The 16,950-nt window shown below is 43.0% G+C and carries 15 protein-coding genes and 2 tRNA genes; 4 read left to right on the top strand and 13 right to left on the bottom strand.

All coding sequences use genetic code 11. The features are described from left to right. Positions 1–214: 214 nt before the first annotated feature. The 6 genes from H0W44_03455 to H0W44_03430 form a co-directional block, all read right to left on the bottom strand. Positions 215–290 (bottom strand) — tRNA-Thr (locus tag H0W44_03455). A gap of 60 nt (positions 291–350) precedes the next feature. Further along, positions 351–1,421 (bottom strand): glycine oxidase ThiO, encoded by a 1,071-nt coding sequence (thiO, locus tag H0W44_03450; GenBank protein MBA3581491.1) that lies wholly within the window; start codon positions 1,419–1,421, stop codon positions 351–353. A 36-nt stretch (positions 1,422–1,457) separates the two neighbouring features. Beyond that, positions 1,458–1,586 (bottom strand): entericidin, encoded by a 129-nt coding sequence (locus H0W44_03445; GenBank protein MBA3581490.1) that lies wholly within the window; start codon positions 1,584–1,586, stop codon positions 1,458–1,460. A gap of 25 nt (positions 1,587–1,611) precedes the next feature. After that, positions 1,612–1,685 (bottom strand) — tRNA-Gly (locus H0W44_03440). Between the two features lie 117 nt (positions 1,686–1,802). Further along, positions 1,803–2,510: a FecR domain-containing protein gene (locus tag H0W44_03435; GenBank protein MBA3581489.1), complete on the bottom strand. Its 708-nt coding sequence runs from the start codon at positions 2,508–2,510 to the stop codon at positions 1,803–1,805. A 27-nt stretch (positions 2,511–2,537) separates the two neighbouring features. After that, entirely contained in the window at positions 2,538–5,645 is a 3,108-nt protein-coding gene (locus H0W44_03430) for a cadherin domain-containing protein (GenBank protein ID MBA3581488.1), read from the bottom strand. A gap of 205 nt (positions 5,646–5,850) precedes the next feature. Between H0W44_03430 and H0W44_03425 the strand changes: the two genes are divergently transcribed. Further along, entirely contained in the window at positions 5,851–7,017 is a 1,167-nt protein-coding gene (locus H0W44_03425) for an autotransporter outer membrane beta-barrel domain-containing protein (protein MBA3581487.1), read from the top strand. A gap of 77 nt (positions 7,018–7,094) precedes the next feature. Here H0W44_03425 and H0W44_03420 read toward each other — a convergent pair whose 3' ends face one another. Genes H0W44_03420 through H0W44_03405 form a run of 4 tightly spaced genes read right to left on the bottom strand, consistent with a single transcriptional unit; the run spans position 7,095 to position 9,334 of the window. Further along, a complete protein-coding gene (locus H0W44_03420; protein MBA3581486.1) occupies positions 7,095–8,108 on the bottom strand; it encodes an NAD(P)-dependent glycerol-3-phosphate dehydrogenase in 1,014 nt (337 codons plus the stop codon). A 3-nt stretch (positions 8,109–8,111) separates the two neighbouring features. Beyond that, a complete protein-coding gene (secB, locus tag H0W44_03415) occupies positions 8,112–8,591 on the bottom strand; it encodes a protein-export chaperone SecB (GenBank protein ID MBA3581485.1) in 480 nt (159 codons plus the stop codon). Between the two features lie 34 nt (positions 8,592–8,625). After that, complete coding sequence (gene grxC, locus H0W44_03410; GenBank protein MBA3581484.1) at positions 8,626–8,892, bottom strand: glutaredoxin 3; 267 nt, start codon at positions 8,890–8,892, stop codon at positions 8,626–8,628. A gap of 22 nt (positions 8,893–8,914) precedes the next feature. Continuing rightward, positions 8,915–9,334 (bottom strand): rhodanese-like domain-containing protein, encoded by a 420-nt coding sequence (locus H0W44_03405; protein MBA3581483.1) that lies wholly within the window; start codon positions 9,332–9,334, stop codon positions 8,915–8,917. 209 nt (positions 9,335–9,543) lie between these two features. On the opposite strand from H0W44_03405, the gene H0W44_03400 reads away from it, so the two are divergent. Genes H0W44_03400 through H0W44_03390 form a run of 3 tightly spaced genes read left to right on the top strand, consistent with a single transcriptional unit; the run spans position 9,544 to position 12,821 of the window. Then, on the top strand, positions 9,544–10,701 hold the full coding sequence (locus H0W44_03400; protein ID MBA3581482.1) for a peptidoglycan DD-metalloendopeptidase family protein: 1,158 nt from the start codon (positions 9,544–9,546) through the stop codon (positions 10,699–10,701). Between the two features lie 14 nt (positions 10,702–10,715). Beyond that, positions 10,716–12,017, top strand: coding sequence for a S41 family peptidase (locus tag H0W44_03395; GenBank protein MBA3581481.1), 1,302 nt, complete (start codon positions 10,716–10,718; stop codon positions 12,015–12,017). Between the two features lie 3 nt (positions 12,018–12,020). Then, positions 12,021–12,821, top strand: coding sequence for an arylamine N-acetyltransferase (locus H0W44_03390; protein MBA3581480.1), 801 nt, complete (start codon positions 12,021–12,023; stop codon positions 12,819–12,821). A gap of 15 nt (positions 12,822–12,836) precedes the next feature. Here H0W44_03390 and H0W44_03385 read toward each other — a convergent pair whose 3' ends face one another. The 3 genes from H0W44_03385 to glmU are packed head-to-tail and all read right to left on the bottom strand — an operon-like array spanning position 12,837 to position 16,844. Next, complete coding sequence (locus H0W44_03385) at positions 12,837–13,580, bottom strand: protein kinase (protein MBA3581479.1); 744 nt, start codon at positions 13,578–13,580, stop codon at positions 12,837–12,839. 55 nt (positions 13,581–13,635) lie between these two features. After that, positions 13,636–15,456, bottom strand: a complete 1,821-nt coding sequence (gene glmS, locus H0W44_03380) for a glutamine--fructose-6-phosphate transaminase (isomerizing) (GenBank protein ID MBA3581478.1) — start codon at positions 15,454–15,456, stop codon at positions 13,636–13,638. Positions 15,457–15,458: 2 nt separating this feature from the next. After that, a complete protein-coding gene (gene glmU / locus H0W44_03375) occupies positions 15,459–16,844 on the bottom strand; it encodes a bifunctional UDP-N-acetylglucosamine diphosphorylase/glucosamine-1-phosphate N-acetyltransferase GlmU (protein MBA3581477.1) in 1,386 nt (461 codons plus the stop codon). Positions 16,845–16,950 lie beyond the last annotated feature (106 nt).

The following is a 16,950-nucleotide window of genomic DNA, read 5'->3' as shown; positions in this document are numbered from 1 at the left end:
TCCGAGCTTTGGGTTACCCGCATTCAGCTGTTCTTTTAGTGGAACGCGACTATAGCAAGGGGGGATCACTACCAGCAGCAAACCAAAGTACGAACGGAAAGGTTTGTCAGATAAGTGACGAATTGTCGACATGTCGTCATTTTTAGCAGAAAAGCCGAAAAAAATGGCTTCAAATACAACTCTGCAAATAAGCCGATGGGTGGCATTACAAAAATGGTGCCGGAGAGGTGAATCGAACACCCGACCTACTGATTACGAATCAGTTGCTCTACCGACTGAGCTACTCCGGCGTGGAGGGTGGGCATTATAGGCAAGCTTTTAGTTCTTGCCCATGTATGCCCCAATAATCTTTACCAATGATAATGATCCAAAGATAAAGCTGGCTGCTTGCCTTCAAGTTGATCCGCCAATAAAGACGCGCTGCCTGCAGCCATCACTAGACCATTACGGAAATGCCCACTATTTATATAGAGACCTGACACGCCGGCTACTGCGCCTATCCAGGGTATGCCGCTAGGGGAACTCGGCCGAAGTCCTGCCCAATGGTGTTCGGTTACAGCTTGCTTTAATGCGGGCAAGATATTTTGCGCGGCGCGGCGCAATTGTTGTTCGCCATCATCGCTAAGAGTTTTATCAAAACCTCGATCTTCCAACGTGCTGCCGACTAACACGCTGCCGTCTTGGCGTGGAATCAGGTAAAAACCGTCCCGCATCATCATGCAGGGTACTTTTACGGGGCTTTGTAGGCACAACATTTCGCCATAAACCGGTTTAATGGGTATTTCAATGCCGATAGTGGCTAACAACGATCCTGTCCATGCACCGGCAGCCACGATCACCACATCCGCCGTTTTTTGCGTGCCATCGGCCATCATAACTTCGCAACCGTGCGCGCTAGTTTTCAAGCGGCGAACGGTTTGATGCTCTTGAATATCCACTCCCTGCGCACGCAAAACATTAACCAAGGTTTTTAATAAACGCGGCGGGCGAATTTGGCTTACCTGCGGTAAATACAATGCAGGCTGATTCATTAATGCCACACCTGGCCACTGTGTCTCAGGGTGGCTATGCCAAGTAATTGCTTGCTGATACTGCACTGCCCAGTTCTCAACTAATGCCTGCTCATTCGCAGCATCTAACACCAACATGCCCGATCTTAAATATTCAATATCCCCATATCCATCGGTTCGCCAGCTCTTTTCCCATTCGGCATAGAGCCCCGCCGAATAATGCGCCAACTGGTTAATCTCGGCAGATTGCCGCCATGGATATAAAGGCGAAAGAATACCCCCGCCGGCCCACGAAGCTTCGCTGCCAGTGGTATGTTGATCGAGCACCGTCACTTGCCAACCGTATTGCCTTAAACAATAGGCCGTCAGCAAACCAACCGCGCCGGCGCCAATGATAAGTGCTTGTTTCATACTGCTATAGCTAAGGAGTAATCAGAAAGAGGTGCATTAAGCAGGACTGCCTTCAATTTTCTCGCCTAATATTTTTAAATCTTTGCCAAACCCACGTGTCGTTTCACAACTGGCTAAAGTGACCACAGCCATTGCCAACACGAAAGTTAAAATGATTTTCTGCAACATACACGACCCTCTCTACCACATATGGAGCGGGTGATGGGAATCGAACCCACGCTATCAGCTTGGGAAGCTAAAGTTCTACCATTGAACTACACCCGCAAAACGTCTGATCAATACACGTGCTTTATAAAGCACGTGTTTATCAACGCGAGCAAATTATGTCGATGGGATGCCGGCTTGGCAATGTTTGTAGAAAACTTGTTTTTGATATGGCAATTAGCGCATTCGAGGCTGCGCTCGGGGTGTAGCAGATCGCACCGCACGCATTACGTTATTGATGGTGCGAATTTGCATTTTTCTTACCGCAGTTGGCGCACTATGTTCATCGGGAATTTCTGTGCCATAACCAGGTTCATCAATCACAACACTACCAAATTGATTAGACACTTCGATGGCGGTTTTTTTATTTTCTTCTGCCGGCTCCATTAACACCACGCGCGCGGATTCTTCAACCACTTTACCGTCTTTTTCAACACGCTCTGTCACTTCACCTGTGACATCTGTTCCGCGTACACCAATCGTTGCAACTGTACCCATCTTCACCGTCATAGCCGTTGATTTTTTATGCGCAATTAAACCTGATACAAATCGAAACGTGCCATTAGTAATTCTTGTCACAAAATTATTATTGTCGGCATTCGCCGTATAATTAAATTTCTCAATCACGATTGACGTATTATTACCCAATGAAAATTCTGATTGGTCAGCAAAACGAATCGTTAATTCAGCTTTTTTATCTGTTAAGACACGCGTGCCATCATATATTGCAGCGCCTTTGTAAATACGCTGATATTTATCATTGCCGAGCTGCGCCCATGCTTTGCCAGAAATATTTTCAATCGTGCCGGCTGACTCCGCGGCATACGCCATCGGTGTCATCACTAAACACGCAAGCAACATCCATAAACTTTTTTTACGCATCATCGCTATCATCCTTGTTGTTGCATCACTTTAAGGTATCGTTAATGTATTCGACGTGTATTCAATCGACGTTTGACGATCAATGAGTTTTATATAAAACGCAGCGGGCGGCGTTGTACCTGCCGGTACTGCAAACCATAGTTGACCCAGATTGTTCGGCGTACCCAATGCGCAGAAACCGTAGATGTAACTGTTGTCTGCCGCTCTGTAAATATGCACCCAAGTACGCGCAGCATTCGTATTTAACCCACAAGCGGGCAATGCAGGCGCGGCATCAAAGAAATTGCTCGGGTACGCGCTGCGATTCGTCACTTCAAAACGATAACGATCATACAAACCACCAAATGCATCCGTGTACGTTTCAAACGGCACCGGATTTACAAACGCGATAATAGGATTAGGAATGCCTTCGGCTACATCATTTAGATTAACCGTGATTGTCGCACTTGCATTCAACGCAGCATCCGCAACTTGCACGGTCAGCGCAAAAGTAGGTGTGGTTTCAAAATCAACAGCAGCACTGTTATTAACCGTCACCTGACCGGTAGCAGAATTAATTGCAAACGCACTGCCTGTGTTACCAGCAGTAATCGAAAAATTTAAACTATCGCCATCAGGATCAGCCGCTGTTACTGTGCCGACACTGCTGCCGTTCGCTGCATTCTCATTAATAGTAAACGTTTGATTGCTGATAACAGGAGTTTCATTTTGATTAATCACATTAATGACCAGTGATCTATCAAATGTTTGACCAAAAAAATCAGTCACTCTAACCGTAACCGCATAACTAGGTTTGGTTTCAAAATTTAAAATGCCGTTTGTTAACGTTAGTTGATTATTCGCAGCACCCGAAATCGAGAAAAATGATGCATCAGCACCGCCATTAATACTAAACGTATGCTTGTCGCAGGTATTAACATCCACCGCAACCAAAGTACCGATAACCGTGCCCGCTGTTGTATTCGTATTTTCCGCAATGCTTGTTGCTGACAAACTCACATCTGTCGGCGCAATATTGCGCGATTGTAATGCAGCATGAACATCAATACGGCCTTTGCTGCCGCCCGTAAATGCAACACTCACTGGCGCACTGCTAACTAATGTAGATTCTATTTGATCAAGCGGCACACCGCACGAACGCAACACCGCTGCCGCACCCGCCACCATTGGACTCGACAATGACGTACCAGTACGATCACTATAACCACCAGCATTATTGAGAACTCGCATGTTGGTACCAGGCGCAAACACATCTAACCAGTTTCCAAAATTGCTACCTTCTGTTGCATTGTCATAGCGAATATCATTAGTGCAGCCTGTAGTACAAGACACACTATTGCCGACTACGATCAATAGATCTTTGCGGGTTAATTCAGCGTGTGCGGTTTGTGTGCTGTCATTGCAGCGGCCTGGATAATGGTTGCCGGTACTATTACTATTTCCTGCAGCATGCACCACTAAACCAATTGGATTGCCCATACCATCAACAACTAAATTATTAATCGCTCGACAAAGATCAAATTGATCATTGATGCCGGGGAAATCAGAACCTGCTGGCGCCAGTGTCTGTCCAAAGCTAGCATTTACAATATCACCAACACCCGTACTCGCTGCATTTTGAAAACCTTGCACCATTTCTGTCATATCTACTGCAGCGTCTGTAGTCATCACGATAGATTGAATTTGTGATTTCGGTGCAATACCCGCAACACCTAACGCGTTATCAGTCGCCGCCGCTATTATTCCAGCAATTGCAGTACCATGATTAGCAGTATCATTATTACCTGATGCGCATCCACCAATTAATTGGCATGTTGTATCAGCATTAATAAAATCAGGATGAACTCGATTTATACCTGTATCCAAAGCAATAACTGTTTGACCAGTGCCCGTTGCAGAAATATCCCATACGTCATTTGCTTTCACACGCGTTAATCCGTGCTGCAAACTAAAATCCGTGTCATTGGGTATGGAACTTAATTCGCCAACCGTATTTAAATACGCACCATCAACTGTCGGATCCGCTTTCAATTGCGCAACTAGTGCTTGTAACTTTTCTAATGTCATTGCGGAAGAGAAACGAAATTGATACAAATCTAATGGTAAAATGCTGCCAACGACCCGAGCATTCACAGCTTGCGTTAATGTAGATACATCTTGAACAGCGCTATTTCCTTTCATTCTTACCAAAACTTCGTCAGCAATGATTTTAACGCCGTCTTTGGTAGTGACTAAATTACTAATTGTCGAATTAGTTTTTGCCATCTCTAACGGAAAAGGCGTTTTACAAAGCAGGTATGGCAAAGAAACTATTGTTTCTTTTTTATAAGAAGTTTTACTACGATAAACCAGACATTGATTATCATTTAATTTAGACGCATCTATTCTGATATTGCCCGCATAAAACCCATCTCCTTTCTTAAGATCGCCATCTTTACCAAGATCATTTAATTCATAGGTTTTAACAGGTGTTTTGTTAGCAACGTCAAAAACGCGACAAGATTGATTAGCGCCGCACTCTACTTTAGTTGCGGCAACGCGAGTAATAGCGGACGTTTCCATTAGTTCTATTGACTCACTGGCATTCAGTGAATCTAGTATCTGCACTTTAAAAAGCACTTCGATCGATTTATTTCCTGTTACCGCATAGGGATAAGAACGCGGCGCGACCACATAAGGAGGAATATGGCCTTTAATCCGATATTGAAACTTTGCCTTAATGCCTGCTGCCAACGAGAAAGGACAATCTAAACGCGTAGATGACAAACAACGCCATGCGACATCCATTTGTGAGTGATCTATAGCTTCTTTTTTTGTATTAATAACAATAGATGAGGAAATACTAGCGCCCGGGCTAATCAGTAAATCTTTGTTATATAAAAGATAGCTTGATAGCTGTGCTTTTTGATTTTGGACTTCTAATACCACGGGGCCCGCAAAAGAACGTCCACTTACATTTTTAATTTCTACAGTGAAGGCATCTGCATTGCCCTCAACAGCTACAAAATGCGTTTCAATTAAAGACGAAACGACATTCGAATTGCCTTTTGAGGGCTCATCTGCGAATTTATTGCATCCAGGTAAACTGATGGCAAAAAGACTGATAAAAGTAACAAAAATAGTTTGTCGAATGGTCATACGTCACTCCGTGATTATAAGTTCAAATTTATTCCGAGAGCCCATTGGCTATATCCGCTATATGCGCCTACAACCAATATCAAAAAGTTTTACTAGATAGCCCCGTTACTTGGCAAGCATAATCAGAGATGGCCTCATTCCTGTCAAGGGTTCTTAATGATAGACTTTGCGGCATCCATCACACTCATTACCTAAGGATAGCGTCATGAATAACAATAGGCTGGTAATTTTTATTGGGAGCTTAATCACAGGCAGCATTATCACGTCCCCTGCGAGCGCCACTCGCACCAATGAAAAATTCGAAGATTACATGGCAAAGATTTGCGTGTATTCAGCCGAACCGATTACTGATCCTGAATTATTTGTATTTTGTGACAAAGCATTTCCCGGCTCCATCTATGATGGTTCAGCTAGTTTTAGTAGCGCAACCAATCCAAGCAGTGCCGCAGGTTTGAGCTCTTCTATTGGCGGCAATCAAAAAGAAGAAGTCGAAAAACACTTAGAGCAACGAGAAAAAGACGCCACCGGCAGCTGGGGTCTCCTATTGGCTGCTAGCAATGGCGAAGCTGATCGCGCCGAAACTGAATTTGAAAATGCTTATGGAGCAAAAGATAGCGCGTTAATATTAGGACTTGATTACAGCCCTACGAGCAGTTTCATTATCGGTTTCGCCCTAGGTAATTCCGAAAACGACATAAAGTTTACTGAAATTATCGGTTCTTCTAAAAGCGATAATGATTCCAAAACTATCTATGCGACCTGGACACCCATCAACGAATTGTCTTTTGATATTTATAAAGGCCGTGTAAGTTCTTCTATCGATTCCACAAAGTACGCTACTTTTGGCAGCAATATAGAAGGTGAAATCACTAGCTCATCAACCAGCGAAGAAGATATTGCAGGTCTTTCTATCAATTGGGATAAAACTATTGCTCAATTTATTCTAGGCGTATTTATCGCTAAAGACATATCTGAAACAGATATTGATCCTTACTCTGAAAATGGCGACACTGATCTAGAACTAAGTTATGGTCACCAAAAATATGATTCCGATCTTACTAGCGCGGGGGTTAAGCTTGGTTACATCATAGGCTTCGATAATGTATCGCTCATCCCTTCTGTGCGTTTTTCAAAAGTCCAAGAAAATAAAAACGACTCGCAAACTATTGATGCGCATTTAATATTATTACCAGATGAGGCGCCTTTTACTTTGACTACAGATGCGCCCGATAGAGATTTTTATCATTCTGAATTTTCACTTGTGCTGGCTTTTAATAACAACAGTCAACTGTTTTTTCAGTACGAAAAAAAATCAGAACATCTTTATTTAGAAGAAAGCGCTGTGAATGCCGGGGCAGTAATAGCCTTTTAAAAAATTTGTTAGAGGAGATCATTCCAGCTTAATAGCAGCGCTAAGAATAGTTATGTGCAAAAGTTTATAAAAATTAACTACCGGTGGTGTTCTGGTTTTGGATCTCGTGTCAGCAACGCTCGCACAGCATTTTGTGCGGGTTTGTTTTCAAATAACACTTGGTAAGTCTGTTCTATAATCGGCGCATCAATCTGTAATTGCTTTGCTAATAGATGCGCGCTCTGCGCAGTTTTGTATCCTTCCACCGCTTGGCCAATTTCATGTATAGCTTTCTCAACGGTATAACCTTGCGCTAATAATTTACCAAAACGACGATTGCGTGATTGGTCATCGGTGCAGGTTAAAACTAAATCACCCATGCCGGCTAAGCCTAAAAATGTTTCCGTGCGGCCACCCATGGCCACGCCCAAACGCACAATTTCAGCTAAGCCGCGTGTAATTAAAGCCGCGCGCGTATTCGCGCCTAAACCTAAACCATCGGCAATACCGACTGCAATCGCCAACGCATTTTTTAAAGCGCCGCCCATTTGCACACCAATTAAATCATCGGTGCTGTAAGCGCGAAACCAATCGTTATGTAAATAACTGACTATTTGTTCTGCGAATACGTAACTGGACGCCGCCACTGTTGTTGCAGTAGGCACACGCCGCGCTACTTCGCCTGCAAAATTAGGCCCTGAAATAGTCGCGAGCGGAATCTGCTCACCTAATATTTCACGCGCAACTTCATCTAAACGTTTTAAACTATTTTGTTCTAAGCCTTTGCAGGCCCACACTAAACCTTTTTTATTTTTTATGATTTGTGCATGTTGGGTTAATACATCACGAAATGCCGCGCACGGTAACGCAAACAAAATGATATCGCTTGTTTGAATAACGGAATTTAAATCATCACTAATGTGCAAAGCATCAGGCAAAACAATCTCAGGTAAATATTTTAGATTGCGTCGCTGCGTGCGCATATCTGCTGCTTGCGCAGCATCGCGCGTCCACAAATAAGTTTCAACGTTATTCTCTGTTAACAACTTGGCAAGAGCCGTGCCCCACGACCCCGCGCCTAATACAAGAATGTTCGGTGAGGCGTTGCTCATGAATTAATGTTTTGCAGTAGAGGGGTTGTTGCGCTCGGCTTCCGCCATTTTGCGCATGTGTTGATTGTAGAGCGCTTCAAAATTTAGCGGCGCTAATAGTAACTGCGGAAAACCACCTTTCGCTACTAAGCTTGCAATTTCTTCGCGCGCAAAGGGAAATAAAATATTGGAGCATTGCACGTTGCTCATATAGGCGCGTTCTTGATCTGAAAAATTACTCAAACTAAATAAACCCGCTTGTTTTATTTCTGCTAAATATAATACGGTATCACTACCTTTTGCTTTAACCGTTATCGTGAGATTTAACACGACTTCATGCAAATCATCTTTGAGTTGTTTGGCTTCTGTATTCATATTCAAATTAACATCTGGCGGCTGATTGGCTAGACGAAAACTTTCTAATGGATTCGGTGACTCAAACGATACATCTTTAAGATAAATTTTTTGTAAAGAAAACTGCGGGCTGCTGGCTGGTTCGCTCATGAAAATTCCTTGAAATTATCAATGTTTAATTTGTTTAATTAGGGGTGTTAGCGGCCAACATATTATCCAGCTCGCCTTGTGCTTCTAAATCATACAATTCATCACAACCACCAATCGCTTGTTGATTGATAAAAATCTGCGGAACAGTATAACGCCCGGATTTTTGCTGCATTTCGCGGCGCAGCGCAGGATCTGTATCCACTCGGATGCCTTCGTAATTTACACCTTTTGCGTCGAACAATTGCCGTGCACGCATGCAATACGGACAACTCGGCGTGTAATACACAATAACCCGTGCCATCAATGCCAATCCTCGTAGTAACTTATTTCTCTAAAGGCAAATTATCAGTGGTCCAAGCGAAGACACCATTTTTTAAATAGCGCGCTTGGGTAAATCCCGCATCTTTTAATTGCGCGGCGGCAGTAAGGCCTTGGGTTCCACCTTTGCAACAGACAATAATCGGCTTGTCTTTATATTTGTCGAGTTGCGGCATACGTTCTTTAAGCGCTGAAAAAGGCACATTGATAGCATTTAATATGTGGCCTGCGCTGTATTCATTTGCTTCTCGCACATCAAGCACCACGGCATTTTGGTGATTCATTAACAAAACTGCTTCGCCGGTACTTAAGGGTTTAGGTCCACGACGTGCACGAAACTCAGCCACCAAGGTAAACGTTAACGCTAAAGCAGCGCCGCCAAACAAAAAGGGATGATTTATTACAAATTCAGGAAAATGTTCCATACAACCTCATAGCAAAGTAACAACACCGAACAGGCCGGCAGTGTAGGAAACCGCCTGCGGCTTGGCAAATCCTATCACGACTAATTTACGACTAGGCGATTTATCCCCTCGTTGTTCTGGCAGCAGATCGGTATGATGGCGGCCGTATGCTACGCACGTCACTCCTTTATTATGGCCGCCGTTATATTAGCAGGCCATTTTGTTTGCCCATGCAAAAATTCGGGGGCGTTTTAGCGATGATGCTGTTATTTAGCAGCACCCTTTACGCAGCCAATGAACCGGATCAAGCCAAGCTCAAACAAGTGCGGCAAGAAATTCAGCAGCTCAGTCAAAATTTATCACAACAACAAACACAACGCTCCAACGCAGCAAAACAAGTACGCGCGACGGAGTTATCGTTAAGTAACATTCGTAAAAATCTACGCGGCCTTGAAAAACAATCCCAGCGCGCGGAACAAAAACTACAACAATTACGGAAAGAACGTGGGCAATTAGAAGCTGTCCGCCAACAACATCAAAATCAACTCGGCGATATGCTGCGCATGGCGTATATGGCGGGACATGATGAGCAATTAAAACTACTGCTTAATTTACAAGATCCTGCTTCCGTTAATCGCGTACTAACGTATTACAATTATTTGAGTAATGCGCGCTTAAGCGCGATTAAAACCACTGAAACTAATTTAATCGCATTGCGTAATAATGAGTTAGCGATTAAACATACTTTGGCTGATTTAACTATCATCAAAACTTCTCAACAGAAAGAAAAGCTCGCGCTGGAAAAACAATTAGCCATTCGTAACCAGGCGGTTAGCGCTTTAAGCAAAGAAATTAATACTTCTAAAAATCAACTCGCGCGACTTCGTCAAGATGAACAGCAATTACAAAAATTACTGGGCTCATTAAAAAAATTGTTTGCCGATATTCCGCCTAAAGCGAGCATTAACACCAAGCCAATCGACTTTACCAAACAAAAAGGTCAACTCGGCTGGCCAGTAAAAGGCACATTGTTAAATCGTTTTGGCGAAGCAAAAGGCATTGGTGATTTACGCTGGCGCGGTTTACGCATTGCCGCGCCGGCCGGTGAAACGGTACGCGCTGTTTCTCCTGGTCGTGTGGTATTTGCAGATTGGTTATCCGGTTTTGGTTTGTTACTGATTTTAGATCATCAAAATGGTTATATGTCTTTGTACGCACAAAACCGTGAACTGTTAAAACAAAGTGGCGATTGGGTCAACGTTAATGAAACGGTTGGCACTGTGGGCGACAGTGGCGGCCAAAACCAAACTGCTTTATATTTCGAGATCCGACACAATGGCGTTCCCACTGATCCTATTAAATGGCTTAATCGTCAAACAAAACGTTAACGCAAAGGTACCGCATGAAACATTCACGACTCATTTCTGGTTTAGCGCTAATAACTATTTTGGTCGGCAGTATGCAAATGGTATTAGCGGATACAGCAGCAGTCGCTTCCACTAAGAACAACAGCGGCCTTTATGAATCAGTACAAGACTTTGCCAATATCATGAGTCTAGTAAAAAATAATTACGTTGACGAAGTTGATAGTAAAACATTATTAGAAAATGCGATCGCCGGCATGTTGGCAGGTTTAGATCCGCACTCCGCGTATCTTAATAAAGCAGACTTTGAAGAATTACAAAGTGAAACCACCGGTGAATTTGGCGGACTCGGCATTGAAATCAGTATGGAAGACGGATTTATTAAAGTTATTTCACCGATTGATGATACCCCTGCAAAACGCGCCGGCATTCTTCCCGGCGATATTATTATTCGCATCGATGATAAACCTATTAAAGGTTTAAATTTTAATGAAGCGATTGAATTACTGCGCGGCAAACCTGGCTCCACCGTGACGTTGACTATTCTGCGCACCAACAGCGACGAGCCTAAGAAAATTTCCTTAGAGCGCGCCATTATCAAATCACGCAGTGTGCGTACTAAATTAATAGAAAAAGATTTTGCTTATGTGCGTGTTGCGCAGTTTCAATCGCACACCGCTGCAGATTTAGAAAAAGGTTTAACGCAATTAATTAAAGAAAATAAACAGCCCATTAAAGGCTTAATATTAGATATGCGCAGCAATCCTGGCGGCGTGCTGCAAGCAGCCATTGATATTTCCGATTTCTTTTTAGACAAAGGCATGATTGTTAGTTTAAAAGGTCGGAACATTAATAAAAATATTGAAGAATACCAAGCCCATGCTGGCGACTTACTCAACGGCGCGCCTATTGTTTTATTAGTCAACGAAGGCTCGGCATCCGCATCGGAAATTGTTGCCGGCGCGCTCAAAGATCATAAACGCGCAGTCATTATGGGTCAACGCACGTTTGGCAAAGGCTCCGTACAAACCATCGAAGCCTTAGGAAATGGTACTGCGGTAAAATTAACCACCGCGCGTTATTACACGCCAGCCGGTGTTTCCATACAAGCTCACGGCATTGAACCGGATATTGAATTAAAACAGCTGAATGTTTCTGTAGTGAATGAAACCTTAGGTTCTGTGCATGAAGGCGATCTAAGTCGGCATTTAGAGAATCTCGACGATAAAAAATCTAAAGATGATCTTAAAACTAATGCCGATTTGGTAGAAAGTGATTTTGCTTTATATCAAGCACTTACCGTGCTTAAAGGCATGACGCTTAATACGCGTAACCCATAGAATATGAACACCGTCTCTTTTCCACAAATCGATTATTTAGCGCGGATTGGTCTCGATGAATTGCCCGATGACATTCATGAGCGTTTGTTTGCGCTGCACACACGTCAACTTTATAAATTGCCTTTTGAAAATTTAGATATTCATTTAAGCCGAGAAATTAAAACTGACCCGCTTAGTTTATTTAATAAATTGATTTATCAAGTACGCGGCGGTTATTGTTTTGAACTCAATGAATTATTAGCACTGGCATTAGAAAGTTTTGGTTTTATCGTACAGCGACATATCGCCAGAGTGCTTTATAACAATCCATGGGGTGCTTCTGGTCCACGTACGCATCAAATTTTATTTGTCACTATCGACGGACAGCGCTGGTTAACAGATGTCGGTTTTGGTGGTCCGGGTTTGCGCAAACCTATTCCTCTAATAGTCGATCAAATTTTTGAACAATTTGGTGACTGCTTTCGTTTTCAGCAAGACGGCGTTAATACGGTATTACAAAAAGAATCGCACGGTCAGTGGCTAGACTTATATACTTTTGCCGATGAGACAACTTTGCCGGTTGATTTTATTATGGCTAATCATTTCACTTCCACTTGGCCTGACTCACCTTTTAGAAAACGTCGTTGGTTAGCGTTAGCACAAAGCTGGGGGCGTATTACGTTAATCAATTTCAATTTGACTATTTATCGTGACGGCAACATAGAGAATATTATCTTGCCGCCCGGAGAAGATTATATTCAAGCATTACAACAATATTTCGGGATCCGCTTAGACGCACAATATTCAGACTTTATGTCACTTTAAATTCTGTCAAAAATACTAATAAGTATCCCATTCCAACATTTCTAAGTGCTCACGCAACTGCGCAATGTCACGGAATTTTTTTAAGATTAAACTGCGCTTTAAACCACAACAAATATTTTTTACCGCGTCGGGCTGTTTTGCATAATAGCGTTTGCCGCCAATCGCTTCGTAAAAAATTCGTATCACATCAATCATGTCATCTTGGCGATTACTTTTAGTAGAGCCATGCCAATGATAAAAATCCAGCAGCTTTAAATGAAACCGTAAACCAAATCGACTAACAATAATGTTTTTAGGATGTAAATCACCGTGATATTCATGCATTGCATGAACTTCTTCAATGCCTTTAACAATGGCATATAATAAATGCAAACCTCGATAAGCTGACAAACGACCCGCAGGCGCAGCACGCACAAAATCTAGCAATAAATCGCCTTCTACATATTCGGATATTAAAGCTGTGATTTGCAACCCTTTAAAAGCAAATACTTCTTCCGTGTGATACTGAATCAACATCGAGCATTGACGTAATTTATGAAGTTTTTGTGCGTAAAAACGCGAGGCTTTATTACGAATATTGCGTTGCGGATAAAATAATTTGGCGGCGCGCTCAATGCCGGTATTGATTTCTCGAATTCTGTAAACTTCTCCTTCCCAGCCAGCGCCTAATTTATTCACTACTTCATAGATGCGGCCAATTTTTCGGCCGGGACGGAGATTAAATACTGAAACATGAGGGGCAGGAATTGCTTTTGCCATAAAAAGCCTAAATGTTGATTGATGCAATCAAAACATAATGCTATCACTGTAAAAATTATTCAACTGTTACTGACTTTGCTAAGTTCCTCGGTTGATCCACATCGGTGCCGCGCAATACCGCAACGTGGTACGACAATAACTGTAACGGTAAGGTATAAATAATCGGCGCTATCCATTCACCGCAATGCGGTATAACCGTTAGTTCAATACCTTCGGTTGCCTTCCAATCGCTTTCACTATCAACAAACACGAATAACTGACCGCCACGTGCGCGAACTTCTTGTAAGTTTGATTTTAATTTTTCCAACAAATCACCGGCCGGCGCAATGGCGACTATCGGCATTTCTTCATCAACCAGAGCTAGTGGTCCATGTTTTAATTCGCCTGCGGGATAAGCTTCGGCATGAATATAGGAAATTTCTTTTAATTTTAATGCGCCTTCTAACGCAATCGGATACATGACGCCGCGACCTAAAAATAGTGCGTTATTTTTCTGTACGAAACGTTCCGCGACTTTTTCGATGGTTTTATTAACTGCTAAGGTGGCATTAATTAAACTTGGCAACTCACGTAGCTGTTCGATAATTTCATGTATTTTGGGATTTTTATCCGCTAACACACAGGTCAATAATAATAAGGCGGTTAACTGTGTAGTAAAGGCTTTAGTAGAAGCCACGCCAATTTCCGGGCCGGCGCGCGTTAATAAATTAAGGTCTGCTTCGCGCATTAAGGAAGATTCCGGCACATTACACAAACCTAACTGCGCGCGATAACCTAAGGTTTTTGCGAAGCGCAAAGCTGCCAATGTGTCCGCAGTTTCACCCGATTGCGAGATCGTTACGTATAAAGTATTTTTCGGCACCACCACATCGCGGTAACGATATTCAGATGCGACTTCTACTTGGCAAGGCAAACCAGCTAATTTTTCTATCCAATATTTAGCCACCATGCCCGCGTGATAACTAGTACCGCATGCAACTATGTGGACATGCTGCACGTCTTTAAGTAATTCATTGGCTTTTAAACCAAAAATAGCCGGATCGATTCGCGTTTCACCTAAACGACCTTCGAGCGTAGAACTAATCGCTTCTGCTTGTTCGTGAATTTCTTTTTCCATGAAGTGACGATATTCACCTTTGGAAACCGCGTCACTATTTAAGCTCGATTCATTAATACGTCGCTCAACGCGCTGACCTTGCGTGTTTTGGATTTGAATTTCATTGCGCGTCAAAATCGCAATGTCGCCGTCTTCTAGATGAATAAAACGGCGGGTGACGGGCAATAAAGCATTTACATCGGACGCGATAAAATGTTCGCCTATACCTAATCCAATGCCGAGCGGGCTGCCTTTACGGGCGGCAATTAATTGCTCAGGAAATAAACTAGAAACTACGCCAATCGCATAAGCGCCTTTTAATTCAACTATGGTTTTTCTAATCGCTGTTACTAGATCTACCGATTGTCGTAACTGCTGTTCAATTAAATGCACAATCACTTCGGTGTCAGTTTCTGATTCAAAAACAAAACCGTCTTTAATTAAGCGTTCGCGTAAGACTTCATGATTTTCGATAATGCCGTTATGCACAACCGCAACTCGGCCAGCAGACATATGGGGGTGCGCGTTACGATCTGCCGGTGCACCATGGGTTGCCCAACGTGTATGTGCAATGCCAATAGAACCGCGCACCGGATTGTTGGCGAGCAAATCTGCTAACACTGATACTTTACCGGTGGCGCGCAAGCGCTGTAATTGATTACTGTCATCTAACACGACTAATCCCGCAGAATCATAACCACGATATTCAAGGCGTTTTAAACCTTCAATTAAGATTCGCGTAACGTCACGTTCTGCTATTGCACCAATAATGCCGCACATAATTAATCGCTTTTGTTTGTGTCAGGTTTTTTTTGAGGACGCTGCCAATCATCAATACTACGTTGCTTGACGCGAGATAACGTTAAACTATTTTCTGCTGTATCTTTATTGATCGTTGAACCTGCACCTATCGTGCTATTGCGGCCAATTTTTACGGGTGCAATGAGTTGCGTATCCGAGCCAACAAAAACCCCATCTTCAATAATGGTTTGATGTTTATTTGCGCCATCGTAATTGCACGTAATCGTGCCTGCACCGATATTCACATCACGCCCTACCAACGCATCGCCGACATAACTTAAATGATTAATTTTAGAATGCTCGCCAATATTGGCTTGTTTGGTTTCAACAAAATTTCCAATTTTTGCATGATCCGCTAAGCGTGTGCCTGGCCGCAGGCGCGCGAAAGGTCCGACCGTACAATGCTCACTAATCACGGCAGATTCGATTACGCTGTGCGATTTTATTTCGCTATTGTCCGCAATACTGCAATTAATAAGATGCACAAAAGGCCCTATGCGAACATTTCGTCCTAACGTGACGTTACCTTCAATCACTACATCAACATCAATAAAACTATCTTCACCACTGCTTAATGCGCCGCGAATATCGATGCGATTAGGATCTGCCAAAGTCACGCCCGCGTCCATTAAAGCTTCTGCTAATTCGCGCTGATGCACGCGCTCTAAAGCCGCCAATTGACTGCGCGAATTTACGCCGGTAATTTCTTGTGGGCGTTTAGCAAAGGTGGTTTTAATATCAACATTTTGCACAACGGCTGCAGCAATTAAATCGGTTAAATAATATTCGCCTTGCGCGTTATTGTTTTTTAATAAAGGGAGTTGTTGCTTTAATAAAGTAGATGCCGCTACTAATATACCCGTGTTAATTTCGCGTATTTCTAATTCAGCGGCACTCGCATCTTTTTGTTCGACAATACGTTGCACTTGATTTTGTGCATCTCGGACGATGCGGCCATAACCGGTTGCATCATCTAAAACCGCGGTTAATAAGGCCAGATGTTTTTCACTACAATCTGCGACTAAGGCTTTTAGGGTTTCAACATTCGTCAGAGGTACGTCGCCGTATAACACTAAAGTTTTTTGACTCTCGTAAATAAACGGCAACGCTTGTTGCACCGCGTGGCCAGTACCTAATTGTTGAGTTTGTTCTACCCATTGAATGTTAGGCTCATCAGCAAAAGCTGCGCGAATCTGCGGAGCACCATGACCAATAACAATAATGATTTTTTCAGGATTTAATAATTGCGCGGTAGTCAACACATGACGCAATAATGGCTGACCCGCCAGTTTATGCAATACTTTGGGTTGCTGGGAACGCATGCGCGTGCCCTTGCCAGCAGCTAGAATTACGACGGCTAAACTCACATGAATATCCTCATCTGATTAACGACCAGCTTATGTCGTCAGCAGGTTCTTTGTAAATTTAATATATCAATTTTACGCGAGTCGATTCTAACAGGGAATTCCGCCA

This window comes from Gammaproteobacteria bacterium (genome assembly GCA_013817245.1).
Lineage (GTDB): Bacteria > Pseudomonadota > Gammaproteobacteria > HTCC5015 > HTCC5015 > JACDDA01.
Note: the sequence above shows the minus strand (reverse complement) of the source record. Positions and strands in the feature narration are given on the sequence as shown.